The sequence below is a fragment of the Mucilaginibacter sp. P2_A4 genome, assembly GCF_056405015.1.
On sequence record NZ_JBFUCX010000017.1, the window covers coordinates 75,416 to 101,298 of the forward strand.

General features: G+C 39.1%; 28 protein-coding genes and 1 other RNA gene. 14 read left to right on the plus strand and 15 right to left on the minus strand.

All coding sequences use genetic code 11. The features are described 5' to 3' along the window. Positions 1-142 precede the first annotated feature (142 nt). Entirely contained in the window at positions 143-328 is a 186-nt protein-coding gene (locus AC1DYB_RS25375; protein WP_477439077.1) for a hypothetical protein, read from the minus strand. Between the two features lie 43 nt (positions 329-371). After that, positions 372-986: a tyrosine-type recombinase/integrase gene (locus AC1DYB_RS25380; protein ID WP_477439204.1), complete on the minus strand. Its 615-nt coding sequence runs from the start codon at positions 984-986 to the stop codon at positions 372-374. A gap of 749 nt (positions 987-1,735) precedes the next feature. Between AC1DYB_RS25380 and AC1DYB_RS25385 the strand changes: the two genes are divergently transcribed. Continuing rightward, positions 1,736-2,149 carry a hypothetical protein gene (locus AC1DYB_RS25385; protein ID WP_477439079.1) on the plus strand — a complete coding sequence of 138 codons (414 nt, stop codon included), beginning with the start codon at positions 1,736-1,738 and terminating at the stop codon, positions 2,147-2,149. On the opposite strand, the gene AC1DYB_RS25390 is transcribed toward AC1DYB_RS25385, so the two are convergent. The 4 genes from AC1DYB_RS25390 to AC1DYB_RS25405 form a co-directional block, all read right to left on the minus strand. Continuing rightward, the gene (locus AC1DYB_RS25390) at positions 2,150-2,782 is read right to left on the minus strand and encodes a hypothetical protein (protein ID WP_477439081.1); all 633 of its coding nucleotides are present in this window, start codon (positions 2,780-2,782) and stop codon (positions 2,150-2,152) included. Positions 2,783-3,368: 586 nt separating this feature from the next. Then, entirely contained in the window at positions 3,369-3,734 is a 366-nt protein-coding gene (locus AC1DYB_RS25395; RefSeq protein ID WP_477439083.1) for a response regulator, read from the minus strand. A 14-nt stretch (positions 3,735-3,748) separates the two neighbouring features. Next, complete coding sequence (locus tag AC1DYB_RS25400) at positions 3,749-4,156, minus strand: response regulator (protein WP_477439086.1); 408 nt, start codon at positions 4,154-4,156, stop codon at positions 3,749-3,751. Positions 4,157-4,467: 311 nt separating this feature from the next. After that, the gene (locus tag AC1DYB_RS25405) at positions 4,468-4,707 is read right to left on the minus strand and encodes a hypothetical protein (RefSeq protein ID WP_477439088.1); all 240 of its coding nucleotides are present in this window, start codon (positions 4,705-4,707) and stop codon (positions 4,468-4,470) included. Between the two features lie 558 nt (positions 4,708-5,265). Between AC1DYB_RS25405 and AC1DYB_RS25410 the strand changes: the two genes are divergently transcribed. Genes AC1DYB_RS25410 through AC1DYB_RS25420 form a run of 3 tightly spaced genes read left to right on the plus strand, consistent with a single transcriptional unit; the run spans position 5,266 to position 8,080 of the window. Next, positions 5,266-6,972, plus strand: coding sequence for an FAD/NAD(P)-binding protein (locus AC1DYB_RS25410; protein WP_477439090.1), 1,707 nt, complete (start codon positions 5,266-5,268; stop codon positions 6,970-6,972). Next, the gene (locus AC1DYB_RS25415; protein ID WP_477439092.1) at positions 6,969-7,526 is read left to right on the plus strand and encodes a DUF1543 domain-containing protein; all 558 of its coding nucleotides are present in this window, start codon (positions 6,969-6,971) and stop codon (positions 7,524-7,526) included. The genes AC1DYB_RS25410 and AC1DYB_RS25415 overlap by 4 nt, the downstream gene beginning before the upstream one ends. Then, positions 7,523-8,080, plus strand: a complete 558-nt coding sequence (locus AC1DYB_RS25420) for a hypothetical protein (RefSeq protein WP_477439094.1) — start codon at positions 7,523-7,525, stop codon at positions 8,078-8,080. The genes AC1DYB_RS25415 and AC1DYB_RS25420 overlap by 4 nt, the downstream gene beginning before the upstream one ends. A gap of 210 nt (positions 8,081-8,290) precedes the next feature. Here AC1DYB_RS25420 and AC1DYB_RS25425 read toward each other — a convergent pair whose 3' ends face one another. Then, positions 8,291-8,959 carry a flavodoxin family protein gene (locus AC1DYB_RS25425; protein WP_477439096.1) on the minus strand — a complete coding sequence of 223 codons (669 nt, stop codon included), beginning with the start codon at positions 8,957-8,959 and terminating at the stop codon, positions 8,291-8,293. Between the two features lie 35 nt (positions 8,960-8,994). Beyond that, positions 8,995-9,231 carry an alpha/beta hydrolase gene (locus AC1DYB_RS25430; RefSeq protein WP_477439206.1) on the minus strand — a complete coding sequence of 79 codons (237 nt, stop codon included), beginning with the start codon at positions 9,229-9,231 and terminating at the stop codon, positions 8,995-8,997. Between the two features lie 111 nt (positions 9,232-9,342). Here AC1DYB_RS25430 and AC1DYB_RS25435 point away from each other — a divergent pair, with 111 nt between their 5' ends. From AC1DYB_RS25435 to AC1DYB_RS25450, 4 genes are all read left to right on the plus strand, one after another. Further along, positions 9,343-10,236 carry a hypothetical protein gene (locus AC1DYB_RS25435; protein ID WP_477439098.1) on the plus strand — a complete coding sequence of 298 codons (894 nt, stop codon included), beginning with the start codon at positions 9,343-9,345 and terminating at the stop codon, positions 10,234-10,236. Between the two features lies 1 nt (position 10,237). Continuing rightward, positions 10,238-10,732 carry a hypothetical protein gene (locus AC1DYB_RS25440; RefSeq protein WP_477439100.1) on the plus strand — a complete coding sequence of 165 codons (495 nt, stop codon included), beginning with the start codon at positions 10,238-10,240 and terminating at the stop codon, positions 10,730-10,732. Between the two features lie 11 nt (positions 10,733-10,743). Continuing rightward, entirely contained in the window at positions 10,744-10,908 is a 165-nt protein-coding gene (locus AC1DYB_RS25445) for an SEC-C metal-binding domain-containing protein (RefSeq protein WP_477439208.1), read from the plus strand. Between the two features lie 250 nt (positions 10,909-11,158). Continuing rightward, on the plus strand, positions 11,159-11,341 hold the full coding sequence (locus tag AC1DYB_RS25450; protein WP_477439102.1) for a hypothetical protein: 183 nt from the start codon (positions 11,159-11,161) through the stop codon (positions 11,339-11,341). Between the two features lie 285 nt (positions 11,342-11,626). Here the strand turns inward: AC1DYB_RS25450 and ssrA are convergent. The 3 genes from ssrA to AC1DYB_RS25465 all read right to left on the minus strand — a co-directional run bounded on the left by ssrA (position 11,627) and on the right by AC1DYB_RS25465 (position 14,336). Continuing rightward, positions 11,627-11,994: a transfer-messenger RNA gene (gene ssrA, locus AC1DYB_RS25455) on the minus strand. Positions 11,995-12,574: 580 nt separating this feature from the next. Continuing rightward, positions 12,575-13,801, minus strand: coding sequence for a pyridoxal phosphate-dependent aminotransferase (locus AC1DYB_RS25460; RefSeq protein ID WP_477439104.1), 1,227 nt, complete (start codon positions 13,799-13,801; stop codon positions 12,575-12,577). A gap of 136 nt (positions 13,802-13,937) precedes the next feature. Next, a complete protein-coding gene (locus tag AC1DYB_RS25465) occupies positions 13,938-14,336 on the minus strand; it encodes a DUF1573 domain-containing protein (protein ID WP_295711907.1) in 399 nt (132 codons plus the stop codon). 136 nt (positions 14,337-14,472) lie between these two features. On the opposite strand from AC1DYB_RS25465, the gene AC1DYB_RS25470 reads away from it, so the two are divergent. From AC1DYB_RS25470 to AC1DYB_RS25485, 4 genes are all read left to right on the plus strand, one after another. Beyond that, positions 14,473-16,905: an alpha-ketoacid dehydrogenase subunit alpha/beta gene (locus AC1DYB_RS25470; protein ID WP_477439106.1), complete on the plus strand. Its 2,433-nt coding sequence runs from the start codon at positions 14,473-14,475 to the stop codon at positions 16,903-16,905. A gap of 157 nt (positions 16,906-17,062) precedes the next feature. Next, on the plus strand, positions 17,063-17,644 hold the full coding sequence (locus AC1DYB_RS25475) for a nitroreductase family protein (RefSeq protein WP_477439108.1): 582 nt from the start codon (positions 17,063-17,065) through the stop codon (positions 17,642-17,644). Between the two features lie 221 nt (positions 17,645-17,865). After that, positions 17,866-18,498, plus strand: coding sequence for a hypothetical protein (locus tag AC1DYB_RS25480; RefSeq protein WP_477439110.1), 633 nt, complete (start codon positions 17,866-17,868; stop codon positions 18,496-18,498). A 266-nt stretch (positions 18,499-18,764) separates the two neighbouring features. Next, entirely contained in the window at positions 18,765-19,550 is a 786-nt protein-coding gene (locus tag AC1DYB_RS25485; RefSeq protein WP_477395051.1) for a murein L,D-transpeptidase catalytic domain family protein, read from the plus strand. A 49-nt stretch (positions 19,551-19,599) separates the two neighbouring features. Here AC1DYB_RS25485 and AC1DYB_RS25490 read toward each other — a convergent pair whose 3' ends face one another. After that, positions 19,600-21,039 carry a L,D-transpeptidase family protein gene (locus AC1DYB_RS25490; RefSeq protein ID WP_477439112.1) on the minus strand — a complete coding sequence of 480 codons (1,440 nt, stop codon included), beginning with the start codon at positions 21,037-21,039 and terminating at the stop codon, positions 19,600-19,602. Positions 21,040-21,345: 306 nt separating this feature from the next. Here AC1DYB_RS25490 and AC1DYB_RS25495 point away from each other — a divergent pair, with 306 nt between their 5' ends. Both AC1DYB_RS25495 and AC1DYB_RS25500 read left to right on the plus strand, forming a co-directional pair. Further along, positions 21,346-22,284 (plus strand): glycosyl hydrolase, encoded by a 939-nt coding sequence (locus AC1DYB_RS25495; protein ID WP_477439114.1) that lies wholly within the window; start codon positions 21,346-21,348, stop codon positions 22,282-22,284. After that, positions 22,284-22,790, plus strand: a complete 507-nt coding sequence (locus tag AC1DYB_RS25500) for a DinB family protein (protein ID WP_477439116.1) — start codon at positions 22,284-22,286, stop codon at positions 22,788-22,790. The genes AC1DYB_RS25495 and AC1DYB_RS25500 overlap by 1 nt, the downstream gene beginning before the upstream one ends. A gap of 9 nt (positions 22,791-22,799) precedes the next feature. On the opposite strand, the gene AC1DYB_RS25505 is transcribed toward AC1DYB_RS25500, so the two are convergent. The 3 genes from AC1DYB_RS25505 to aroC form a co-directional block, all read right to left on the minus strand. Next, positions 22,800-23,426 (minus strand): HAD family hydrolase, encoded by a 627-nt coding sequence (locus tag AC1DYB_RS25505; protein ID WP_477439118.1) that lies wholly within the window; start codon positions 23,424-23,426, stop codon positions 22,800-22,802. A 1-nt stretch (position 23,427) separates the two neighbouring features. Then, positions 23,428-24,666: an MFS transporter gene (locus AC1DYB_RS25510; RefSeq protein ID WP_477439120.1), complete on the minus strand. Its 1,239-nt coding sequence runs from the start codon at positions 24,664-24,666 to the stop codon at positions 23,428-23,430. A gap of 90 nt (positions 24,667-24,756) precedes the next feature. After that, positions 24,757-25,851, minus strand: a complete 1,095-nt coding sequence (aroC, locus tag AC1DYB_RS25515; protein ID WP_477439122.1) for a chorismate synthase — start codon at positions 25,849-25,851, stop codon at positions 24,757-24,759. Positions 25,852-25,883: the final 32 nt, after the last annotated feature.

Consider the following 25,883-nt stretch of genomic DNA (forward strand, 5'->3'; position numbering starts at 1 on the left):
GCTTATTTAAATTATTATTCTTCTGGTTACCAATGCATAGATATAAGTGCTACAACTGTATGAGTAAATTTTATGTGAGGATTTAATTATTTTCCGGGTGTTTTGTTATTTCTTTCGTATTTAGCTATCCAACCCAAATGAATTAATCTTCTTTCTTCTTGAAATTCTGCTTCTTACATTCCTTTTTTTGCTTCCGGGTTAATGTTTTTTTAACCTTTAATGGTGGTAGAAAAATAGTATGAATTTCTCTAATCAGATTTTTAATTTCAGCAACATCAGATTTGAGGGATGATAACTCATTCTGAATTTTTTGAAGTTCTTTTTCCATTGATTAATTATGAAGTAAGAGGGGTTAATAACCCCTCTTTACTTTAAAACATTTTGCTTTGTGATGGTTTGATTATCTTTTTATTTAATCGTTCCTTAACGTAGGCTACAATTACATTTGGGTTGGCGTGTATATTACGTTGACTTATTGTTTGTATACCAACCCCTGATTCAAGGTCGTACCAGTCAGCACTATGTTTAAGGGCATAAAATTTAAGGTGTGACGATATATCATATTTTTCCCTAAATGCTCTCCAACGTTGCCCTAAAAAATCCTTATGTGCTCGTATCGCTTTGGGGGTATTACGATTTGCAAACACAAAATATTCTTTGGGTGTATTCCCAACATAATTATCGAACAAGTTAAATAATTCATCAGTTAATTCCCATTTTGCCTCATTGCCATTTTTAGTTTTTTCCGCCTCCAACCATAATATTCTTTTTTCAAAATCTAAGTTGTAAGCCTGTATCCGGGTTATTTCAATTGGCCTAACATTGAGAAAAAATAAAAGCTTTGCAGCAATGTATAATTCTCTGAACGCTTCATCATTCGCTAATAAGTCAACAACATTTTTTAGTTCATCTTCTTCAAAAATTACAAATCTGGAAGAATCATTTTTTAGTGGTTTTCTTTTCGGATAGTGTAACCGGATTATCAGGTATTATTTTTTGTGTGACCAACAACTTAAAAAATAGGCTTAAATCTCCACGGTAACAATTGTATGATACTTTACCCCAATTCCTATCTTTTGCAGTAGTTTGTAAAAAGTTTTCAATGTCCAGATATGTGAAGGTGTTGGGATTAAATTGAACTCAATTTCATTCCACGTTGAGACTAATATAGTCTGGCCTTTTTTCTCTTTCATTTTTCGTAAAGCTATGATAATTAATAAAATTTCGTTCCCTGTTTCGTTCCCTACAACCTTAAAAAGTGCCTTAACGATATGAAAAAGACCCTATTTTGGTTGAAAATAAGATTGAATTGCTCGGTTTAATGACCAACAGGTTTTTACCAGTGTTCGATTTTTACGAACGTATGAATTTTATTGCCGCAGATCAATACGTTTTTATGTTTACACAACTATCTATTAATTAAAAAAGGTGATTTACGTACTCTTTAATAATTGCAGCATTGTTTTTGTATTTGCTGATAAAATTCCCCCATAAAATTTTTATCTTTTGCAATAATTTTTCTGATTTTTATAATAACACTTCTAATTATAAAAATGCTGAGCAGCAGAAGCAATGCTTGGTTTCAATTACCTGGATTGGGAGGTATCAATTTTATAGAAACATATTTAACTAACTTGCCGTATAAAACGATAACATAAAATGATATATCATTAAAACGGCTTATTTTAAAATTCTCGCTAACAGGAAGGATGTCTTTTTCATCCTTTTAGTTAGTTTGCTTTTTAGTAGTCAAGTATCCGCCCAGCATGCCATTCGTGCGTCGCGTGCAATTGCCCATGTAGGCGAGAATCGCGTTATTGTAGATAGTATTTATAATATAAAAATTAATGGAGATTCTACAGTTTATCTTGATTTAGGCAGAAACGGAGGAAAGGCTGCCCTTGTCGTGGTAGTACACATGAAATCAGGAGTTAAATTCGAAAAGCGAGCATTGGATGATTTTAAAATGACAGTGTTGGAAGTAACTGGAAACATAGTCTTAGTTGCTAATCAGCCTTATTTGGTAGTATCAAAAAAGGAAAACATTTTTTTCTTTTCTCCTGATATAAACCGCAAATGGCTTGCATTGTCTCAAACATCTGTTCCTCATTATCTAATAGCTTCACCAAGAAATAATTCGGCTGATTAATTATTGCATTGCCTCATTAATCTTAATTAAACTGCTGTTTAGTGTATTAGTATTCGCTTGATTTGACTCATTCCCTTTCCGCTTAATTTTATCTGCCAAAATCTGATTTTTTAGAGTGTTACTTTCAAATATTGCAACACCAAGATCAGTTTTTAGCTCATAGCGCAATGATACGCTGGCTAAAATTGATTTCCAGTCGTAAATATCTACGTAATCATTTGGCTTATTCGTAAAAACACCATAATTCGCAAGGAAATTTCTCAAAATATTATAACCTATTGACCTTTTAAAAAATAAATAAATGTTTACAATCTTGTTTTTGTATGTACGTAGCGCGATGAGTTCTAAATTTAGGTCAGCTTGATATTTTGTAGAGTCAGAGGTGCTCAATGCATAGATAAGGCAACTGTCAGCGTCAAACTTGTTATTGTTGTCTAAATAGGAAAGTTCATCATGTGGTATAGAACTGATGTCCGAACCTAAATTAATTCCGTTAAAGCTATTTATTGTAATATTTAACGAGCCTTGCAGTTCTGCCTGGGAAAATCCCGATAATGGCAAAAAACAAATCCATGCGATAAAAAATGCGATTTTCTTTGGGTTGAGGTGCCTATTATTACAATACAAGGGCATGTTTTTAATTATTAAAATATTTTCTCAAAAAGCATACCGAACTTCATATAAGTTAATAATTTATCTGAAAATCGAAATTAAATGCTATAGAAACTTGGTGCAAAATTAGAATCGTAAAAAATAAAAGCTAAAACTCTTCAATAATGATTACCAATGCCCCTCCCTCAGGAACAAGCGTTTTAGTTTTTTTATTTGTTAAATCGGTTACTTAATAATTCAGCTGATTTCAATAAGTTAATATTGGCGATTGCTCATCGTAAGTTATATAATGTTTTTTTTGAATTCTGTATCCGAACGAAAATGATGTTGTGGATATTGATTTAGCTCCATTCCTGAAGGAAGCGTGTTGAAAACTTCGAACTTTCGTTTTATATCTAACTGCCGCTGAAATACTATTCTAATGTTGCCGCTAAACCAGGAATGTCAATATTGAATGTCCCATCAGCTGATTCATCAAATTTACGTGTCGAGACCACGCGAACATCGACTGATGCAATAAATATTTTTAAATGATGTATTTTGTCTGTACATGCGATTTTCCTGGGTTCACACTATTCGTTATCTAATGTATTTTATTTCGCTTTGATCATTGTTTTGCCAGTAGGCTATTGATAACAGAAATCAACTTGTCAACATCGAACGGTTTTGGAATATAAGCATCATAATTGAAATTTCCTAATGATATCGCCATTTTATGATAAGCTGAAATCAATATTATCGGCAATTGGCGGGTTGATTCCTGGCTTTTGAGGAGATTGCAAATTTGCCCCCCATTTAGTCCGGGCATCATATAATCGGTTATCACTAAGTCAGGCTTATGCTTGTAAACGGTTTCAAAAATATCTTGTGTTTCTGAAACTCCACTTACCGTAAAATTACTGAAACGTAATGCAAGTTCCAGTACATTTAAAATATCAGTATCGTCTTCAATAATTAGAATATGACTTGGCATAGATATCGGAAATTTTAAGCAGTAAAAATAGATTTGAGCTTGTCTAAGCTGATTGGTTTGGACAGAAAATCAGAAACAAGGGGGTTGTCAATTGACTCCCGGATATCTTGTTTGTCAATTGTGGAAGATAATACAAACAGCTTACTTCTTTTTTCAGCGAGGGTCGCTAACTCCGCAAATTCCTTTAGGAATTGCCAGCCGTCCATGACCGGCATCCTTAAGTCAAGAAAAATGAAATCGGGCATCAACGAGGTAGAATCATAATTAAGTATTCTTAGTTTTTCAATCGCCTTTTGTCCATTACAACAAGTGTCAATTGTGGGATTTGGAAGCAAGCGTCTAAGCACCATTTTGAAGATCAAATTATCAAGCTCTTCATCATCGATAAGCATGATCGACGAATGTGTTTCGTTTAAATTCATCAATCTTTGAACAGTTAAATCACTTGAATGTTTAATAAATCATACAATAGATATGGATGTAGCGTTCAGGTTTTCTGTTGTGGTTAATATTCCCGCATTGTTTGTCGATAAGTTAATAAATCTCTATTCTTAAGATTAGTATGTGAATAAGTCATCTAAGGACTAGCAGAATTTTATATGGCATTACAAAGTCAAATGAATCATTTATCGACCCAAGTGTTTATTAAATCACATTATAAACGAAAGTCCCGAGCACTCACTGTCGGGACTTTTATTAATGACGTTTTGTAAATTACAAATTGATTGATGAATTATGCCTGCGGGTGGTGTACAATATCGGCCAGTTTACTTATATCAGTTCTGTGTTTCTTCATTATCTTGTTTTTAGCCCTTAAGTAGTCCTGGGCATGGCCTAGCCTGTAAGCTTCAGCCTCTGCGGCACGTTTTCCGCGTAAATAAAACCAAATTCCGGCCCCTGCAGCCAATGCCCCAGTGATGGCAGCCGCGATGTAAAGCATTGTGTTGTCTTTTTTGTTAAAAGGATTTTTCATAGGCGATATTTTAAAGGTCAACAAGCGGCAACCCTTTTAGTTGTTGATTTATTTAAAAAGACAATTGTTTAGGTATGAGTTAATGTCATTGTCGCGCGCTCTTGTTAATCAGGAACTTTAGATCTAAAAAAAACTTACGTAACGGAATTATCCTGGGAGCACTACACGCTCCAGATGAGCAGCCTGAGTGCGGTGATGTTTGTGATCGCTTTTCTGCTCATCCGGATTTCCGGCAGGCGCTTATTCGGCATACATATGCTACTGGAGACTTGAGAAGTTTGGCAAACTTCCTAAAAGATTACCGCATAATAAACCAGTCTCATTTCTCGGTTTAGGCGCCCTTCGAAACTTATTCAGTCACTATTTGCTTATTGCAGCGACCCTGTGCAGGCAAATATTTTGTTCGTTCCCACCGATGGCATGAAAGAAGCGTCCAAAAATGGTTTGTTAGTTATCATAATCGCTACAAATGACTTTAGTGCCCAAAATCAAAAAGGTAGTTTATAGTACGCAAACAAATTATACAGAAGATTGCTTGTTAATGTTAAAACTGAACTAGTGGAAGATAAGAAGCGCATAGCCATTGTTGGCGGAGGTCCAAGCGGCCTGTTCATGTTTAAAAGACTGGTGGACGCTAAGAGAACGGACATAGAGATAACCATCTTTGAGCAGAAAAAGCGATTGGGTGCTGGAATGCCTTATAGTGCCGAAGGTGCCAATGATGAGCATATTACCAATGTATCTGGTAACGAAATTCCCKTTTTGGTAACACTTCTGGCTGATTGGATCAAAAACGTACCGAAAGACACCCTTGACAAATTTCATATTGACCCGAAGCGATTCAACGAATATAAAGTATTGCCACGTTTACTGTTCGGTCAGTACCTGACTGAGCAATTTGACCTGCTGCAAAAACAGGCYAAAGAAACGGGTATTGATTTTGAGGTGCATTATAACAGTAAGGTTACGGATATCATTGATCAGCCTGAACGGGAAAYAATTTTGGTAGAAATTGATGGCGAAACGGAACTTGAGTTTGAYCAGGTAATTATTTGTACCGGCCATCACTGGCCGCAAAAACATGAAGGTATAGTGCCTAATTATTTTGATTCACCGTAYCCGCCAATCAAATTGGCCTTGAAATTGGACCACCCTGTGGCCATTAAGGGGTCATCGCTGACCGCGGTTGATGCAATCAGGACGCTGGCACGGCATAACGGAACGTTTGAAAAAGATAAAAAGGGGCAGCTATACTATCAAACCCTAGGCGAGAGCTCAAACTTTAAATTGATCCTGCATACCCGAAACGGGATGTTACCTGCGGTACGGTTTCACCTGGAGGATTCTCACCTTTCCAACGATTCCCTGCTCAGCCAGGAAGAGATCGCCGCGCATATCAAAGGTAACAATGGTTTCCTGTCGCTCGATTATGTTTTTGAAAAAGATTTCAAAGCACCCATACAAACCAGTGACCCTGCTTTTTACGAGCAGATCAAGAATATGAACATGGAAGCATTCGTGGCTAAGATGATGGAACTTCGTGAACGCCTCGATCCATTCCAATTACTCAAGGCAGAGTATGACGAAGCMGAAAARTCGATCAAACGCAAGGAATCGGTGTACTGGAAAGAAATGCTGGGCGTATTGAGTTTTGCTTTGAATTATCCTGCCAAACACTTGTCGGCAGAAGATATGCAAAGATTACAAGAGTCMCTCACACCGTTAATCTCTATCGTGATCGCCTATATTCCCCAAAGCTCCAGTGAAGAATTGCTCGCCTTACATCAGGCCGGTGTTTTAAGCCTTATTCCGGTAGGAGACGATAGTAAAGTGGAAGCAATGACCGAAGGTGGTGCAACCTACCACTATACTGATGAATCTGGTCAGAGCAAGGCTGTGTATTTTAAAACTTACATTGATTGCATCGGTCAGCCGCACCTAGCATTTGAAGATCTTCCGTTTAAAAGCTTGCTTAGCCAAAAAACGGTTTGCCCGGCCCGCGTTAAATTCAGTTCGACGCAGGAAGGACGTAAAGCGATGGAAGAGGGGAGAGCGGTATCGCAGGATCAAAACGGGGACTATTATTTAAAAGTTCCGGGCATTACCATTAATGACCATTTCCAGGTGGTTGATGCTTACGGCGCCTTTAATGACCGGATTTACATTATGGCAGTGCCTTATATCGGCGGCTACAACCCGGATTATTCCGGTTTGGATTTTAGTGAAGAAGCCTCCGCTACCATTCTCAAAAGACTATTTAAATGAAATTATATTTATTATTACTCGGGGCAGAAACCCCGGGAAGGAATATAGAACAACATGATTTTTTCTTTGGCATYGCCGATAGYCTGAAGGATCTGGTGACTGAAGTTAAATCCTTCTGGCCTGATGCCGGGAACAGTTTGCACATCGACGGCTGGCGGGAAGTGACCAAAGTGGATAATTGCKCTATCCGGGTGGTATTGMAAAATGACGAAGTRCCCGTTTCATTGAAAAAACTGTTCTTTTTAAATCTTGGAGGTTATACCTCCGGCATACTGGAAGAACAGCATTACACCGTATTGACTGTGCAGGAAAGTCGTATATTGGCTRTTCAAGCCGCCAGGAAAAGCGTCTTTTTTAAAACTAATTCCTTAAAAGGCGTCGCTRCAGCTCATATTGATGAAAAATATGGGGTTGATGTCGACAACATCTACCAGATCGAAGAATTGCTCTTACCTGCATTTAAAGAAAAATACCGGCTTGCAATCAGCGAGGGGGCAGAATTACGGGAGGATGAAATTCACCTGGGTTATTTTAAACTGGATAAGCTCAAATGACACCTGCTGAATTATTAATACGCTGGGTTAAATTAAAATACAAAGGCCATTTGATTAAACGAAGCGGTCAGCCTTATTTTAATCACCTGGCTGCTGTAGCAAAAATGGCCCGGTCGGCAACCAACATGGGTTATGAGATCGGTCTCTGTCACGATCTTTTGGAAGATACACCAACTACCGAAAATGAATTATTGGAAGCTTTGACCAGGGTCGGTTATACCAATTCAGAAGCGGGATATATTACAACCTGCGTAGTGGAGCTGACAGATGTATTTACCTCAAACGCCTATCCGAATCTGAGTAAAACGGAACGTAAAGCAAAGGAAGCAGAGCGTCTAATCTGTATCAGTCCTGGTGCCCAAACAGTTAAATATTGTGACATAATCGATAACATAAGCTGGGTATTGCAGTATGATAAAAAACATGCATTGGAATACCTTTTGAAAAAGCAATTGTTACTGTCTGCTATGACCGATGGTGATAAAAGAATATATGAAAAAGTCTTAACAGATATTAACGAGGGATTGATGATATCGACTAATTCATCCGGGTAGATTTAGCCGGGCAGCTTTTGCTTGATGAGCCGCATATCACTGCGAGTTTGCCATTTTTATTTTTATTTAATATATAATACTCATAAAAAGAGACCCCAAAAAGGCAGCTTTCTGATGAAAAAGATAGGATAAAGAATGCTTCAGGAATGTAACCTTTGGCCGATTTTGCCAGCAAAAAATGTGTTTATAGCATATACGGTCCAGTGAAGATTAGTTGTTTTCTTCTTTATCGCTTTCTGCTTCCGCTTTTTTATCTTCCTCCAGTAAATTGGTGCCGATTGGATTCGCTGCCAGCAGCYTGGCAAACCATGAAAGGTTGGCGGTCATATAACGAAGCGTTTTATTGGTGTACAAATAGCGTTCACCACCCGCTTCTGCATAATCCTGCTCRCCGCCGGCCATGCCTACCCAGTAAGCATTTACATTTGGCGGGATGGTAAAGCCCACTTCTTGCAAAGCCCAAAGYACTTGCGCGGCACAACTATGCGCGCCATCTTCGTTGCCGGTAATCAGGCAGCCCCCAACTTTGTTATAAGGCATGTACTGCCCGTTTTCCTCGCTGCTTAAYTCTTCGTCACGGAAAATAGCGTCCAATCGCTCAATTACTTTTTGAGAAGTAGAAGCYAGGTTKCCCATCCATATGGGGGTTGCTATTATAAATATCTGGCAAGATTTGATCTTTTCCAGTATAAACGGCCACTCGTCGCCATCCCCTTCATCTGAAGAATTACCGGTTAACACGTGATAGTCATTGAGACGGATGATCTCTGTTTCAAACCCATGTTCTTTTAGTTGTCCTGCAGCCTTTTCGGCCATTGCTCCCGTATTGGAAAATCCAGGGCTACGTTTAAGCGTACAATTGATGATTAATGCTTTCATATAGGTGTTGTTCAGTTAACAGGCTGTTAATTCATTTACATTCCAAATGCTTTTTTCAAATGACCTATCGCGTACATTGCTGCATCCTTCGCTTCAGAAATAATTGTTCCCATACCAAAAAATCCGTGTGTAACGCCATCATAGTTTTTAGTATCTATTGTAACACCGGCAGTATTTGATTTTTGTACCAAAGTTATCCCTTCACTTCGCAGCGGATCGATCTCATCAGTGATCTGAACTGTCGGCGCAAGCCATTTTAAATTAGCTGATATCCAGCAAACAAACTACATGCCACATAGCTTATAGGAATAGGTAAATTATAGCTTATCCCAAAACCCCACTTCGAAAGTAAGCCACAACCCTGGTGCAGACAGCAAAGTAAAATGGCGCTGAACCAAGCAATCCCGGAGAGAAAATTAATGCCCAGCTTGGCAGATTTTGCTAATGAATTGGGCTTGGTGCCTAATTTTGACCAGCAACTCGGTGCGCATCCAGACCATGTTCACCTGAAGCATTCAGAAACGCTTGAGAATAATTACATCGTATCCATGTTTGTGGGTATTAAGGGCTCCACTAACCTGTTTAAGCGCTATGTGCCGCAAACGGTATGGGTGATTACTAATACCATACAGCGCGCCGCGATTCACACCTGCTTGATATTCGGTGGGTATGTACACCGCCTTCAAAGTGACGGGCTGTTTGTTTATTTTGGTGGTAAGCATATGACTCCTGCTACGGCTGTAGAACGGGCATTGCAGTTTTCTAGCGTGTTTACATATTTTGTCAAAACCGATCTCAAAAACCTTTTTAATGAGCAGGGTATCGAAGATATTTATACCCGGATTGGTCTTGATCTAGGATATGACCGCGATGTGGTTTGGGGAATGGCAGGGATCGGTGAAATTAGTGAGATTACTACCTGCAGCTTACATATTAGCCTGGCCAGTAAGATGCAAGGCAGTGCAGTTAGTAATGGTATTGTTGCGGGGGATCATGTGAAAAATGAAAGCCCATTTCTGGCTGAATTCTATAGCCCTGTTTGCCAGCGTACCGAAGATGAGCGCGACCGGTATATCTTCCAGATACCAGAAGGGCGTTTTAACTATACCCAGTATGATTTCGCGTGGCTGAAATTTCTAAAACGGCAGAGTTTTATTGCAACCGACCTTATGGGTAACCTGCAACTGAAAACAAAGCAGGTGGCCATGGCAAACTGGAACCCGGCAAACCTAGCACCGATCGCGGCGGTAAGTAAGCCTTATTATAATTTCAAATAAGGTGAAAAGCCTTTTCGAACACGATTTTATACAGGTAAGGGATCATTTTCCTAATCTTACCTATAAATGGAACGCCGAGTATAAAACATGGCGTGTAGTCGGGGAATTGGATATTTGTGATACCGAAGGTGTTTATTGGAATACTTTCGGTATTGTTTTGCTTGTACCTGAAAGTTATCCGTATTGCATACCTGTGTTAATTGAAAAAAACAAGATCATACCCCGTGAGATTGATTGGCATGTGTCACCCGAAGATATTTGCTGTATGGATATTGAACACAACCTTATCATTCTTTCCAAAAAGGGTATTAATTTAACCAGTTTCATTACCGAAAAGGTATATAGCTTCTTAGCCAATCAATTATATAAGCTAGAAAAGCAATGTTATGCAGGTGCTGAATACGGTCATCATTTGCAAGGTGTGATGCAGTATTACAAAGAAGAGCTAGACCTTACGAGCCTGGATATTATGGTGACGTTATCACGCGCATCTTAAATAAAAGCGGCATCGGCAGGAACATTCAATGCCCCTGTGGGAGTGGAAAGAAGATCAAAAAATGCCATTTAAATACGATTGAAGCACTCAAATTTTGGGGCTCCAAAAAGATTAGTACCGACCTTGAAAATATAAAAGAATACCTGAAAGCAGAAAAGGACACCATTCGGCTGTAGATGATGTTGATTAGTATGACGGATATAAAGTTTCTTTGAATCTTCTTAATTTAATTCTACTTGTTTCTATGCACCTCCAAACATCACGTTTATCTGCACCAGCTACGTTTTTCGGAGGCTTTGTAGATAGCAGTTGCATTATCACTATGGTAGCTAACCAAAGTATGATTACTTCAGATAAAACACGTTTTCTCTGTTTGTCAATTAATGTGAGGTAGTATTTTTTCCATAACTTTTAAAAAAATAAGTTATGAAAAATAGAAAAGCTAAAAGAATCAAATGTGTAGAAGATATCGATATTGATTTTAAAATCAATAAAGCGATGACTGAACAAGAAAGAATTAGAAAATTGGAATTTCTGAATTTAATTGCTGAAATTATTGTTGAAGCTACTTTAAGAGACCTGTATGGTGATGAAAAATTGCCCGGATAATTGGTTAAGTTATTAATAATGAGATTATTGTATTGATGGTAATGGATTTTAGCTTGTCGAACACGCAAAAAAACATTAAATATAACTAACTTGTTTTCAGGTAATTAAAAAATGTAAACTTTGTAAGTTGTTGATAATTAATAATTTGCAATTATAGCTATAAACCCGGAGGGATTCGAATACGTAATTAATTGATTATCAAATATTTGAATAATTTAGAAACAAAAACAGAACGCCTTAATTCATTGATGTAAAGTATTGAATATCAATAAATTAAGGCGTTCTGAGTGGAGCCGGAGGGATTCGAACCCTCGTCCAAACATGGTATAAGGTAAGCTTTCTACATGCTTAGCTTCTGTTTAATTGTAGGGAAATGGAAGGTCAGTCGCGTACCTGTACCGTTTTCCTTAGGTGCTTTATCTCGCCCGCTATGCACACCTTAAGCAGGCCAGTTTCATTTTTCGATGCCCCGGTTGCCGATCCAATGAAACGCAGAACCGGCGGGACAAAAGCTATTTAATTCTAAATTAAGCAGCTAAGGCGTAGTTATTTTCGCCATTTGTAAGTTTGAGCGTTCAGATTTAAGCGCTAATTCACCCAACGCGCTGCATGCTTACCTACTTATCTCCATCCTGTCAATTCCGGTCGACCCCATTTTTTTGAGTTCGCATTTGCCGGTGGGCAGTTTGCAGTTAAGGGTACAAATATAAGTAAAAAGTTGGCTTTGTTAGTTTACTATTTGCAATAATCAAAGGTGTTCGGTTTTTTGAAGGAATACACACAATGTAAAATTTAATAAAAATCAAATAATTGATAGTCAGTAAATTAAGTGTTCTTAAATAAAAAGGACAAATTAGTAATTTATTGATAATTAATGTGTTGTGGTTTTAAAGAATTAGGTCCGAACACACCCCGAACATCTGCTTTTAAAAAACCGAACACTTGTGTTTAATTAAAAGCCAAAAGATTGATGAGGCAGGGCGGAGGATTAAGCCCATCAGAATTTGTAAATATTCGCCTAATTATGTCCAGATAGGGGCAATCGCGAGGTGTAAAATTAACTGAATTGATCAAAAAAGCACTAATAATAGACAATGATGTGCGGAGTGTTTTTTGAACATGATTACCACTTTAACAAGGCACAAACAGAAAGTAAAGGGAATAATAAACCCCAACTAAACCGAGCTAAAAGCTGGATTTGGTTGGGGTAATGGATGAAGGCGAGCTAAAAAACTATTTGCCAGCCAACAGGTGTTCGCTGCCAACTGTGCGGCCTGGATACACTTTTAGCGCTTCTTCCAAACAAATCATGGCGCTTTTAAGATCATCATTATTAATTACATAAGCCATGCGTACCTCGTTAATGCCTGCACCGGGTGTGCTGTAAAAGCCGGTTGCGGGCGCCATCATCACGGTTTGATTGTTATAGCTAAAGGTTTCCAACATCCATTGGCAAAACTTATCGGCATTGTCAATAGGTAACTGGGCCACCACGTAAAATGCGCCTCCGGGGTTAGGGCAAAAAACGCCGTCTATTTTATTTAATGCTGTAACCAAAGTATCCCGCCTGCTGGTATATTCTTTATTTACGGTTTCAAAATATTCATCAGGAGTATCAACTGCAGCTTCGCCGGCAATTTGTTCAACCATGCCGGCGCTTAGCCTTGCCTGCGCAAATTTTAATGCTGCGCTGTGCAGTTCTTTATTTTTGGTAATCAGGCAACCCAAGCGGGCGCCACAGGCACTGTACCGTTTACTTACAGTATCCATTACCACCACGTTCTCCTCCAGTCCGTCCAGGTGCATTGGCGAAATAAATGTACGGCCATCATAGCAAAATTCGCGGTAAGCTTCATCAGAGAAGAGATATAAGTCATACTTTAAAGCCAGTACCTTTAAGGCATCCAGCTCTTCCTGCGAATAAAGATAACCCGTTGGGTTATTGGGGTTGCAAATAATGATCGCCTTGGTTTTATTGGTGATCAGTTTTTCAAACTCGCTGATGGGAGGCAGGGCAAATCCGTTATCAATGTATGATAGGATGGGTTTTACCACAATGTCGCTTTGGCTGGCAAAGCCGTTGTAATTGGCATAAAAAGGCTCAGGAATGATCATTTCATCACCAGAATCCAAACAAGCCATCATCGCAATGGTAATAGCTTCAGATCCGCCAGTGGTAACAATAATATTATCTGGCGTAATGTTATAGCCCAGTTTGTTATAGTATTCTGTAAGCTTTTTTCTGTAGCTTAAGGTACCCTCAGACGGAGTGTAGGCCCAAACCTTAAAATCAATATTTTTAATGGCATTCAGCATGCCTTCGGGCGTTTCAATATCAGGCTGGCCAATGTTTAAATGGTACACTTTTTTGCCGTCCAGCTTAGCCTTATCGGCATAAGGTGTTAATTTACGTATAGGGGATGCGGGCATGCGTTGCCCTTTTTGAGATATTTTTGGCATGTGCAAAATTAGTAAAAAGATAGGACAGCTCAATTTATTACCACCCATAAACAAAAAAAGACCCAAATTGGGTCTTCCTTAATATTTTAATCACTCCGTATTTATCAGTGATATTTGAGCTTAATTGCAGTAGTAATTACTTGCTTGATGCTGGTTTAGCAACAACTTCGCCAATTATATTTAAATATTTCTCGGGCGTAACAGCGTTTGATTTAACTACTATTGTTTTGTTAAATGGCGCGGCAACAGCAGCATTGTATGTAATTTTTATGGTGCCTTTATCACCACTTTTTACAGGAGTTTTGGTATAATCGGCAATGGTACAACCACAGGTTGGCCTTACTTCGGTAAGTATAAGTGGCTCTTTACCAATATTGGTAAATTCAAAAACAGTGGTAACGGGGGTGCCTTGTGGTATTTTACCAAAGTCGTGTTTTTCCTCGTTAAATTTAAACTCGGCCTTTTGGTTATCTTGTGCCGATGCGGTAAAGGCAAAACCTAATACCACTGCGCAAATCATTAATATCTTTTTCATATGCTATATTTGATTATCACAAATATAAAAGGTTTAATGTAATAACAAAACTATTAGCATTACTTCATGTTTTAATTGTTACTATACCAATTACAGAATAGAATTTTATAATTTTACCGTCTAAACAAAATTTTATATGCCCGAAACTGTAATACGTGCAACCAGTAAATTTGATTCAGCTGAGCTCAGTTTTGATGATTTTAAACAAATTGTGATTGATGATTACCGTATTGGCTACCAAAGCAGGCAAGCCAGTTTAATAGGTAGGAAAGAGGTTTTAACGGGTAAGGCTAAGTTTGGTATTTTTGGTGATGGTAAGGAAGTTGCTCAATTGGCTATGGCCAAAGCATTTCGTGCCGGCGATTGGCGTGCAGGATATTATCGTGATCAAACGTTTATGTTTGCTACAGGTATGAGCAACCTGAAAGAGTTTTTTGCTCAGCTTTATGCTCATCCCGATGTGGAGAAGGATCCTTCATCTGCCGGAAGGCAAATGAACTGCCATTACGCAACCCGTTTTGTGAATGCAGATGGTAGCTGGATAAACCAAGCCGAAACCATGAATTGCTCATCGGATATATCAACAACAGGCGGCCATATGCCACGTTTGCTGGGTTTAGCCTATGCTTCAAAATTATATCGACAGAATAAAGAACTGGAATACCTTAAACAATTTTCTGTTGATGGTAATGAGGTTGCTTTTGGCACCATAGGTAATGGTGCAACATCCGAAGGCGTTTTTTTTGAAGCTTTTAATGCAGCCGGTGTATTGCAGGTACCCATGGCTATTTCTATTTGGGATGATGCTTATGCCATTTCTGTTCCGGCCAAGCTACAAACCACTAAAGAAGATATTTCAGAAATATTAAAAGGGTTTCAAAGAGAAAATGGCTCAAATGGTTTTGAAATATTTAAAGTAAAAGGCTGGGATTACATCGCCCTTTGCGAAACATATGCACGGGCAATAAAATTATGCCGGGAAGAGCACGTGCCGGTTTTGATACACGTTATCGAAATGACGCAGCCGCAGGGCCACTCCAGTTCCGGTTCGCATGAAAGGTACAAAACTAAAGATCGTTTAAATTGGGAAGATGAGAACGATTGCCTGCTAAAAATGCGTCAATGGATGATAACATCGGCTATTTCGACGCCGCAGGAATTGGATGAACTGGAAGCCGAAGCAAAGAAATATGTGCGTGATTGCCAGCGGGAAGTGGCAAGTGAACTGAACGTTATAATTAGTACTGAACTGGAAGAAGCCGCGAACCTTTTAGAACAGTTTGCCGAAAGCGTTTCAGTTAAAAATACAATTGACGAAATTGTAGATACATTACGCAAATGCTATGATGCCGGGCGTAAAGATATAGTATCAGCTATACGTAAAGCACTAAGAGCTACCGTACATGAAAATTCTGCAGAGCGGCAAATATTGGTTGACTGGTTAAATGCCGAGAATGCCAAAAATATTACCCGCTACAACACCAGGTTATTTTCTGATACCCCACAATCACCCCTATATGTTCCGGTAGTGCCTGTTACTTATAGCGAGGATGCAAAATTGATAGATGGGAGAGAGGTGTTAAATGCCTGTTTTGATGCCAACTTTGAGCGCGATAAAACTATTGTTGCCTTTGGCGAAGATGTGGGAGCCATTGGTGATGTTAACCAGGGATTCTCGGGATTACAAAGTAAATACGGCGATCTGCGTATTACCGATACCGGTATCAGGGAAACTACAATCATAGGGCAGGGAATGGGCCTGGCTATGCGCGGCTTAAGGCCAATTGCCGAAATACAATACCTTGATTATCTTATTTACGCCATAACAGTTATCTGTGATGATATTGGTAGTTTAAGCTACCGTACTTTCGGTGGGCAAAAAGCGCCGCTCATTATCCGTACACGCGGACACAGGCTGGAAGGGATCTGGCATTCCGGATCGCCATTGGGTATGATATTAAGTTCGATGCGTGGTTTTCATATTTGTGTACCGCGTAACATGACCCAGGCAGCCGGCATGTACAATACCCTGCTTCGTGGCGACGAGCCTGCGTTGGTTATCGAAAGCCTTAATGGTTACAGGTTAAAAGAAAAGTTACCTGCCAATGTTGGTGAGTTTACCGTGCCTTTAGGTGTGGCCGAAGTAATGAAGGAAGGTACCGATGTTACTGTTGTATCATACGGTTCAACCTTACGCATCGTATTAGAGGCTGCCGAAGAGTTGGAGAAAATGGGTATTCACATCGAAGTTATTGATCCTCAAACACTGTATCCTTTTGATAAAGGATTTGTTTGCGGAACCTCATTAAAGAAAACCAACAAGCTGCTTGTGGTTGATGAAGATGTACCCGGAGCTGCCTCTGCCTATATCATACAGCAAATAGTGGAAGGTCAAAAAGGATATTATTCATTGGATTCGCAACCACGCACGTTAACCGCTAAAGAACACCGCCCACCGTATGGCTCTGATGGTGATTACTTTAGCAAACCATCGTTTGATGATATTGTTGAAGCGGTTTATGCCATTATGAGCGAGGCAAATCCAGCTAAATTTCCACCGATATTTTAAAGAAGAATCAAGAATTAAGAGTCAGGAATCAAGAGAAGCACGCCAACGATTTATAGGTTTTTGACTCTTATATTTTTACTTATTTCCAAATTACTTCAACAAACAATCCTTTTTTTAGTCTTAATTCTTGACTCTTAATTCTTGATTCTCATTTACCATGCATTCTACAGATTTCGCAACAATATCTAATATTATACAAACCCGCCGCAGCGTTAAGCCCAACATGATGAATGGGCATAAAGCGCCTAATGGTCATATTGCAGCCTTGCTTGAGCTTGCAGATTGGGCGCCAACTCATGGCTTTACCGAACCCTGGCGCTTTGTTGTATATGAAAACCCAGCAGAGTTTTGCCATCAACATGCCGAACTATACAAACAAAGTGTAAGCCCGGAAGATTTTAACGAAACTGTTTTTAATAATATGTTGCACCAGGGGGATAAAGTTTCGCATGCTATTATTGCCATTATGCAGCGTGGCGATTTGCCAAAAATTCCCCCATTTGAGGAGGTCGCAGCGGTTTCCAGCGCTGTTCAAAACATACTACTCGGCGCTACGGCATTGAGTATGGCTTCATTCTGGAGTACGGGAGGCTTAATACTAAAACCTGCCATGAAGCGTTTCTTACAATTACGGGATGAGGATCAGGTAATTGGTGTACTATACCTTGGTTATGCAGATCATCATCCCGAAGGAAAAAGAAACATTCCCCTCGAAAGCAAAATAAAATGGGTAAAATAGGGTAAATCGATTACCGATTGATAACACTAAAAGAACGGAAAAGGTAATAGAATAAAGAGTCTGAAATCTAAGCTGGTAAATCTGTAGATAGCACCCAGGCTTGGTCCATGAGAACGCATACGGAATTTATTATTTAGATTGTAGTATGGGCTGAAGCATTGATGAAAAAGTATTGGTTGATTTCAATATATTTAGCATAAAATAAATATTAAATGAACCTGATGAAGTTTTCTTTTTTTCTGCTATTATGTACGTTAGCTACATTTTCAAGCTGTCGATCACAATCAAAAACGGACACTATTTTATCAAAGAAAGTGGATAGTTTGAATATCACGGATATAAATACATTGATTAAAGGGGGGTACATACGCAATACTGATGCTCCCATCATCGGAACATATATCGTATCCATATCACAAAATAATTATACAAAAAATTGGACCGTTAAACAATTATTGGATTCCGTTAAAGCAAAAATGAAACAAACAGATGATGCCGTAGCAGTAAAAAACAACTACGGTAAAGATTCTGTCTTTATTCGTTTCCCAAATGGCAACAGAATGTTTATTGGAATGGGTGAATTATCGTTTGAAAAAATGATTGCCAAAGCGGGCCTAAATCTTTCTGGAAATTACAAGGGCGACTACGATTTAAAAATCAATTCGTCAAAAGCAATAAATACTCTAAGCCTCTTAGTTTCTAATAGTGAATATCCTTCAGTAACGGGAAATGTCTTGCTGTATAAAAGGGACAGCGGCCAATTAAAGAACACGAAGATTGGCGACATATTCGAGATATCAAAAAGGATAGCTACTTCCAAGGAATTTGCACCCTTCGTTAATTCATTTAAGTAACATCCGATGCTACTTAAACAACATTGTTAGGTGAATGATCGATATTTTTAGAGGAAACCTTTTACTTTTTCGTCCCGTATAAGCAATTTGTAATTTCTTCATTAATAATTAAATTTCATTTTAGTAAAAAAGAATATTAAAATGACTTTTTTTTAAATAGAAAATTATACATTTGTAATTGTTCGGTTCCTAATGCTGTTCAATTCCTAAATTCTAAGCCTGTTACTGATTTTACTATTTGATTAAAATTAAACTCAAAAACAAGTATGAGGAAGTATTTTTGGTGTATAACGTTAGCGGTCTTATTTTTCTCAGCAACCATTATTGGTTGGAGATCTCCGGCTTCGACCAAAATAAAAGGAGGGATAAATTCAAGCCTTTCTGCAAAAGAATTATTTAACCAGTACGTTAATAGCCTATATATTGCAGCTAACTTACAGGAATCGGGATTAACGTTTGATGTGTTTGAAAAAGCGGTTACAGGTTACACTAACTTAAAACTTGCCCATAAACTCTCGCAAAATAATGCAGTGCTTACGGTTGTTGATTTTACCAAATCGAGCCGCGAAAAGCGCATGTGGATCATTAATCTATTTAGCAAACAATTGCTTCTTAATACCTGGGTTGCTCACGGCCAGGGAAGCGGAATGGAAATGGCAAATCAGTTTTCTGATCGTAACGATTCGCATCAAAGCAGCCTGGGATTTTATCTGGCCGATGATATTTATATGGGGAAACACGGTCGTTCATTACGTTTGGATGGAATGGATACAGGGTTTAACATTAGCGCCCGTCAACGTGGTATTGTTGTTCATGCTGCAGATTATGTTGGGCAGGACGCAATTAACCAAATGGGACGTTTAGGTCGTAGTTTTGGTTGCCCGGCCGTATCTCCTGAGGTTGCTGATTTTGTGATCAATACAATCCAGGGTAAATCGGTGTTTTTTATCAATGGTAACGATAATACATATACCTCAAAATACCTTGATGAAACCGCTCCCTTAAACCAGGTTGCGGCCGATACAACATCATTTGATATAACGAAACTTTAAATACTTATCCTTTTAAATTTAATGCCTGGCTTTAATCAGCCGGGCATTTTTATTTGCCCATGATTTTTTGAAGATGAGCGTAAAGTACAATATCCAATCCATATACATCCGGGCGATATTGCAAAGTGCCATTTTCATCTGCCCAGCAAGTAACGTAAGTTATATAAATAGGCGTCTTTTTGGGCAGAGAGATACTTGTAGGTTCGGGGTTATCCTCGCTCATATCCTTTATTATGGTATCCAGGTCTTCGCCCTCTCCAAAAAGATTTTTAGCCAATGCCTGCGGATCTCCCAATCGCACACAACCATGGCTCACGGCACGCATACTTTGCCTGAAGGCAGCTTTCGCAGGTGTATCATGAAGGTATACACTGCTCTTATTCTTGAACAGGAATTTGATTTTACCCAATGAATTATCATCACCCGGGCGTTGTTTAAAATCATATTCCAGGTTATCTTTTGTTATGGTCGACCAGTCAATATCTTCCGGATCTTCAACTAAATTTCCGTCTTTATATACATCAATATTTTTGTTTGATAAGTAATACCTGTCCTTTGCTGCTTCAACAATGATCTCTTTGGTGGCTATGCTTTGCGGTATATTCCAAACAGGGTTTACATCAACACTATGTATCAAACTATTAAGTTGCGGCGTTTCGCGCGGAAAAGGTTTGTCAATTTTGGCTGTATCTCCAAACCGGATCAGTGATTCTTCCTTGTTCATGTTACGTCCCTGGCCAACACAAACTTTCATGTTTAATACCGATTTACCATCTTCAAATACATCAAGGCGATAGTCGGGTATGTTAACATATACATATTTAGGTTCATAAGGTTTATTCCTCCAGCGTAAACGTTCCAGGTTAACCATTAAATAACGTTGTGTTTCTTCTTTTGATAGCCCGGGTAATGCCTCGCCACTAACAAATACTTTCTGTAAGGCAATATATTGTGGGTTTTTAGGCTGGATACTGTCAAGATAGGCTTGGATGCTGTTAGCTGTAAACACTGCCTTCGTGGATGTACTATCAGGCCGTTTGGTTGCCACAAAGTATCTTGAATATATTTTTTTAGGATTGATTACCCCAAACTGAATTGCGTTGGCGTATTTGGTTAGTGTGCTTGCGGTAAGTAATTCCAGCTTTGCAAGGTCATGATATGCTTCATCAATTGTTTTTATCTTCTTATCATCATGAAATTTAGCTATCAAAGCTTTAAGTTCATTAGGGCTAAATAAGCTTGAATCTAATCCGTGTTGGTTAGCTTTATTATAATACTGGGGTATCGCATCCAGATCGCCATTGCTTAAATGGTTTAATACAAACGTAGGTTGATAATCATTAGCCTTATAATATGCTTCTATAACTGGTTCATTAACCAAGTTTGATTTTTCGGCAGCCAATTCCTTTTTAAATACTTCGGCATAAGCTTCGGGGTCAACATCTTTAAAAACTTTGTTTTTCGTTATTTTGAAAAGCTCGTCGGCCATTTCAGAGTGCTTTTTTTTACAGCTTTGAAAAGTAAGCGCTAACACAAATAAGGAAAGTAATATTAGGGAGAATGGGGCTTTATTTGTCGTGACAGAAGGCATAAAAATGTAATTCAGTTAAATACGTGTCATCAATAGCAATAGCCGTACCACAAAGCGTGTAAGTTTTTAATTAAATTTGAAATCAGACAAATTATCAGCAATATTGAATCAATCACACCCAGTCACTACAAAATGAAAAATTGTTTATTGTTCACTTTAATCTGTTTGCTGCCAGTTTGCGCTTTTTCTCAAAGCTTTAAACCAGTGAATAAGAATGCATCCCCTGAGGCAGTTAAGTTATTATCTTTTCTATATGATATCAAAGGAAAGCACATCCTATCGGGCCAGCAGAACTACAATAGTGATCTGAATATATTTTCGGACAGTGCAAAGGCAATTTCCGGACAATACCCGGCTTTGTGGGGATCTGATTTCATGTTATGGGGAGATAAAGACCTTGGCCAGAAACTGGTTGATGAGGCTATAAAGAAATGGGCCGATGGTTACCTTGTTACCATTATGTGGCATGAGGGGCGGCCAATAGACAATCCTCCTTATGATTGGAAGCAAAGTATTCAGGGGAAACTAACAGATGCTCAATGGACGGAATTAACTACACCAAATACACCTTTAAATAAAAAATGGCTTGCAGATATTGATAAGGAAGCAGGCTATCTTAAACAATTGCGGGATGCACATGTGCCTGTTTTATGGCGCCCATATCATGAAATGAATGGAGTTTGGTTTTGGTGGGGCGATAAAAAAGGCGAGAATGGCATCATAAAGCTTTGGAAAATGATGTATGACCGGTATACCAATTATCATCATTTAAACAACCTGGTATGGGTTTGGGGGGCAAATGGCTTACGTGATATTCCTAAAGATGAAGCCAATGATTATAAGTTGTATTATCCTGGCGCCAACTACGTAGATATTTTAGGATCAGATGTGTACCATTTTGATTATGAGCAGAAAGATTACAATGAATTGCTTAAGCTTGCTAATGGCAAATTAATAGTACTTGGCGAAACAGGTGAATTACCTAAACCGGAAATTCTTGCGGCGCAACCCGAGTGGGCCTGGTTTATGGTGTGGACAAGTTGGTTATGGACAGATAATACGCATGATAGGGTAAAAGAGATTTATGGACTACCACAAACCCTAAATCATGATGAAGTTAAAACAATGCTCCTCAAAAAATAATGGCAGATAAATTACCAGAAGTTTGGCTCCGTGGCCCTTTAAGCAATATGCCCTCGCTGGTGCAACCAGTAGCGCAAGCACTATTGCAGGCAAGGGAGGAGCTTAATGAATTGATGAATAAATTCCCCGAAGCTTTGTTGTGGGATAAAGTTGCAGGTATGGCGTCGCCGGGATTTCATTTGCAACATTTATCTGGGGTATTAGACCGGCTTTTTACATACGCAAAAGGGGAAGGACTTACCGAAAAGCAGCTGGAGTACTTATCGGCTGAAGGAAAACCTGCCGATAATATAAGCGTAAACCTGCTTGTTGAACAATTTAACTTGCAGGTTGATAAAGCGTTAAGGCAATTGTATGAAACAGACGAGTCTGTATTAAAAGAGGTGAGGGGAGTAGGTCGCTCGCAAATTCCGTCAACCGTTATCGGCCTTTATACGCATGCTGCAGAGCATACAATGCGGCACCTGGGGCAGCTATTGGTTACCGTTAAAGTGCTTACGGGGTAATTCATTCAATCAGGAGAATATTACTACAGCATCTTTCAGGTTTTTTGACGAGTGCGTTGCCGGCGCATTTTGATGCCTGCTTTCGGGATCGAATAAAAAGGTATCAATGCCTAAAGAAATTGCCGCTTTTATTTCTGATTCAGGATCATCGCCGATAATCAACAATTCTTCGGGCAGGTAATTGTTGACATTCATTATCATGGTGAAAATATCCTTTTTAGTGGTGGCGGATACTTCGGGATCAACAATATAAATTGCTTTAAAATCTTCCTCAATACCTAATTGTTTTATTTTGCTCCATTGCAATTTGGTAAAGCCTGTAGTTACTAAAAACTTATCTATTTTAATTTCACTGATATATTTATACTCATCATAGGGCTGCATAGGCAGGGAGTATTCAAGATTTTTAAGCATTTCAAGACCCTTGTTCTTTGCCGCGTCGCTAAAATTGAATTTTTCGGCAACCTGGTGATAAGGCCTTCTTTTCATTTCTTCCTTTACTTTTTCTACCTCTTCCAAACCTATTTCTTCGGCAAGGCTATCCACAAATCCAAAAACTTTGTTAAATAGGTTATCGGCAATTGAACTCACCGGGTATATGGTATTATCGAGGTCTAATATGATAGCTTTTTTCATGTTAAATAGATTGATCAGCGATGATGGCCGCTGCTTTGTTTTTTATATTGAATTTTTTCAAAAAATAATATCCGGTGGATACAAACAGACACACGGCTCCCAATATCCACCACAAGGTGTCAAAACCACCATAAGCGATGATCTGGCTACCTGCTGCCGGCGCAATGATTTGCGCTGCAGACCATGACATGCTGTAGAGCGCCGCATACTCGCCACGATTACTGTTGGTGGTGCGGCTAAGCCAAAACGTGTTCATAAAAGGCATGCTGATAATTTCGCCAAGGGTCATCAGCGATACAATGAATATAGCCACAAAAGCCGTATGAGGTAGTAAATTTAATAACACAAAGCTTAACCCCGAAACCAAAACACCAATCATGATGTAGGTGAGCGGGTCTCTTTTGCCATCTAATTTATGCACCAGTATCATCTCAATAAGTACAATGATTATCCCGTTTAACGCAAGCAAAAAACCTATAAACCTGACGCTAAAATGCCATTGAATTTTATAAAATACAGGCTGCATTATAAAAAACTGGAAGAAACAGATGGAGAATAATGTTCCCAGGGCGATGAATACCAGGTAAATATGATCAGAGTAAGCAGATTTTGCTACAATGACTTCTTTAATGGCTTCTACCGATTTCCTGATCTTTGAACGGGGCATTAACGTTAATAATAATAATCCTGCAAAAATATTGGTACAGCCATCAACCCAAAAAAGTGAATGATAGCTGTATGAAGCTAATAAGCCGCCCAGGCCACCGCCAAATGCCCAGCCAAGGTTGGCCGCCAAGCGGTTTAAAGAATAGGAGCGGGTTGTATTTTGTTCGCTGCTATAATGCGCTATTGCCGCGGAGTTTGCCGGCCTAAAGGATTCATTACAAATGCTCAATATAAAAGTGCCTATACCAACACTTATAAATGTATGCTGAAAACCTAAAATAATAAACATGACACCGCCGAGCAGCAAAGCGCCAACCTGGATATCATAAAAACCAATTTTATCTGATAGCCGACCACCTATAAATGCCCCCGATATAGCGCCGACACCGAAAATAGCCATGATCCATCCCGATTGTACAATGGTGAAATGTAGTTGCTGAATGGTGTAAATGCTCATAAAGGGCACAACCATTGTTCCGCTCCGGTTAATAAACATCACCAGGCTAAGGTACCAGCTGTTTTTAGAGAGTCCGCTATAGGCTTGTTTGTATGATTGGATGAGAAGGGTAAGCATTTAATCAAAGATAAATATAAGCTTAAACCAAAAGCAAAAAGCCCAAAGCTTTTTTGCTTCGGGCTTGTAATAAATTTAGATTCAGGATTTTTAGCCTAAAATCGAGTTTCTATTTCTTAGCCAATGATCGGCTAACACCAAAGCTGCCATAGCCTCAACAATAGGAACAGCGCGAGGCACCACACAAGGATCATGACGGCCCTTGCCCGATATTTCGGCGGCATTGCCTTCGCTATCAATAGTGGCCTGGTTTTTCATAATAGTAGCAACGGGTTTAAAGGCAACTTTAAACTCTATTGGCATACCATTGCTGATACCACCCTGGATACCACCAGAGTAATTGGTAATGGTACTCACTGTACCTAAATGCGATTTAACAAAGATGTCATTATGCTCAGACCCGCGCATTTCGCTGCCGGCAAAGCCCGATCCATATTCAAAACCGTGTACAGCGTTAATACTCAACATGGCTTTACCCAAATCGGCATGCAGCTTATCAAATACAGGGTCGCCTAAGCCAACGGGGCAGTTTTTGATGTAACAGCTTACTTTACCGCCAACTGTATCACCATCTTTGCGTACGCTATCAATAAACTCAATCATTTCTTCGGCAGTAGCAGGATCGGCGCAGCGAACAATGTTTTTTTCGCGTTCATCAATAAATTCCTGGATGGAGTTTATTTCTACATTAGGTGCATTTATCTTACCTACGCTGCTTACGTGTGCGGCAATCTCTATTCCCTGGCTTTTAAGCAATAGCTTTGCCAATGCACCGGCAGCAACCCGTGCCGCAGTTTCACGTGCTGAGGAACGACCTCCGCCGCGGTGATCACGAATACCATATTTGGTTTGATAGGTGTAATCAGCATGCGATGGGCGGAAAACATCCACATTATGGGTGTAATCCTTTGATCGCTGGTCTTCATTCGGGATCAGCATGGCAATAGGGGTACCTGTGGTTTTGCCCTCAAATACGCCGGATAAGATTTTTACCGTATCGCTTTCTTTACGTTGCGTAGTGATTTTTGATTGACCGGGTTTGCGTTTATCCAGCTCGCCTTGTATATAATCAATATCAACTACCAACTGTGCCGGGCAGCCGTCAATTATTACCCCAATAGCTTCGCCATGCGATTCGCCAAAAGTGGTTATTCTGAATATTTGCCCGAATGAATTACCTGCCATTTTATTAGATATGAGATGTTATAATTAATATG

Bases quoted from the DNA above. Each gene is read 5' to 3' on its own strand.
- AC1DYB_RS25475 (WP_477439108.1), top strand. From the start codon at position 17,063: ATGCATTCTACAGATTTCGCAACAATATCTAATATTATACAAACCCGC.
- AC1DYB_RS25470 (WP_477439106.1), top strand. From the start codon at position 14,473: ATGCCCGAAACTGTAATACGTGCAACCAGTAAATTTGATTCAGCTGAG.
- AC1DYB_RS25505 (WP_477439118.1), bottom strand. From the start codon at position 23,426: ATGAAAAAAGCTATCATATTAGACCTCGATAATACCATATACCCGGTG.
- AC1DYB_RS25490 (WP_477439112.1), bottom strand. From the start codon at position 21,039: ATGGCCGACGAGCTTTTCAAAATAACGAAAAACAAAGTTTTTAAAGAT.
- AC1DYB_RS25405 (WP_477439088.1), bottom strand. From the start codon at position 4,707: ATGAAAAATCCTTTTAACAAAAAAGACAACACAATGCTTTACATCGCG.
- AC1DYB_RS25420 (WP_477439094.1), top strand. From the start codon at position 7,523: ATGACACCTGCTGAATTATTAATACGCTGGGTTAAATTAAAATACAAA.
- AC1DYB_RS25375 (WP_477439077.1), bottom strand. From the start codon at position 328: ATGGAAAAAGAACTTCAAAAAATTCAGAATGAGTTATCATCCCTCAAA.
- AC1DYB_RS25465 (WP_295711907.1), bottom strand. From the start codon at position 14,336: ATGAAAAAGATATTAATGATTTGCGCAGTGGTATTAGGTTTTGCCTTT.
- AC1DYB_RS25395 (WP_477439083.1), bottom strand. From the start codon at position 3,734: ATGCCAAGTCATATTCTAATTATTGAAGACGATACTGATATTTTAAAT.
- AC1DYB_RS25400 (WP_477439086.1), bottom strand. From the start codon at position 4,156: ATGAATTTAAACGAAACACATTCGTCGATCATGCTTATCGATGATGAA.
- AC1DYB_RS25390 (WP_477439081.1), bottom strand. From the start codon at position 2,782: ATGCCCTTGTATTGTAATAATAGGCACCTCAACCCAAAGAAAATCGCA.
- AC1DYB_RS25510 (WP_477439120.1), bottom strand. From the start codon at position 24,666: ATGCTTACCCTTCTCATCCAATCATACAAACAAGCCTATAGCGGACTC.
- AC1DYB_RS25460 (WP_477439104.1), bottom strand. From the start codon at position 13,801: ATGCCAAAAATATCTCAAAAAGGGCAACGCATGCCCGCATCCCCTATA.
- AC1DYB_RS25480 (WP_477439110.1), top strand. From the start codon at position 17,866: ATGAAGTTTTCTTTTTTTCTGCTATTATGTACGTTAGCTACATTTTCA.
- aroC (WP_477439122.1), bottom strand. From the start codon at position 25,851: ATGGCAGGTAATTCATTCGGGCAAATATTCAGAATAACCACTTTTGGC.
- AC1DYB_RS25450 (WP_477439102.1), top strand. From the start codon at position 11,159: ATGAAAAATAGAAAAGCTAAAAGAATCAAATGTGTAGAAGATATCGAT.
- AC1DYB_RS25500 (WP_477439116.1), top strand. From the start codon at position 22,284: ATGGCAGATAAATTACCAGAAGTTTGGCTCCGTGGCCCTTTAAGCAAT.
- AC1DYB_RS25485 (WP_477395051.1), top strand. From the start codon at position 18,765: ATGAGGAAGTATTTTTGGTGTATAACGTTAGCGGTCTTATTTTTCTCA.
- AC1DYB_RS25435 (WP_477439098.1), top strand. From the start codon at position 9,343: ATGGCGCTGAACCAAGCAATCCCGGAGAGAAAATTAATGCCCAGCTTG.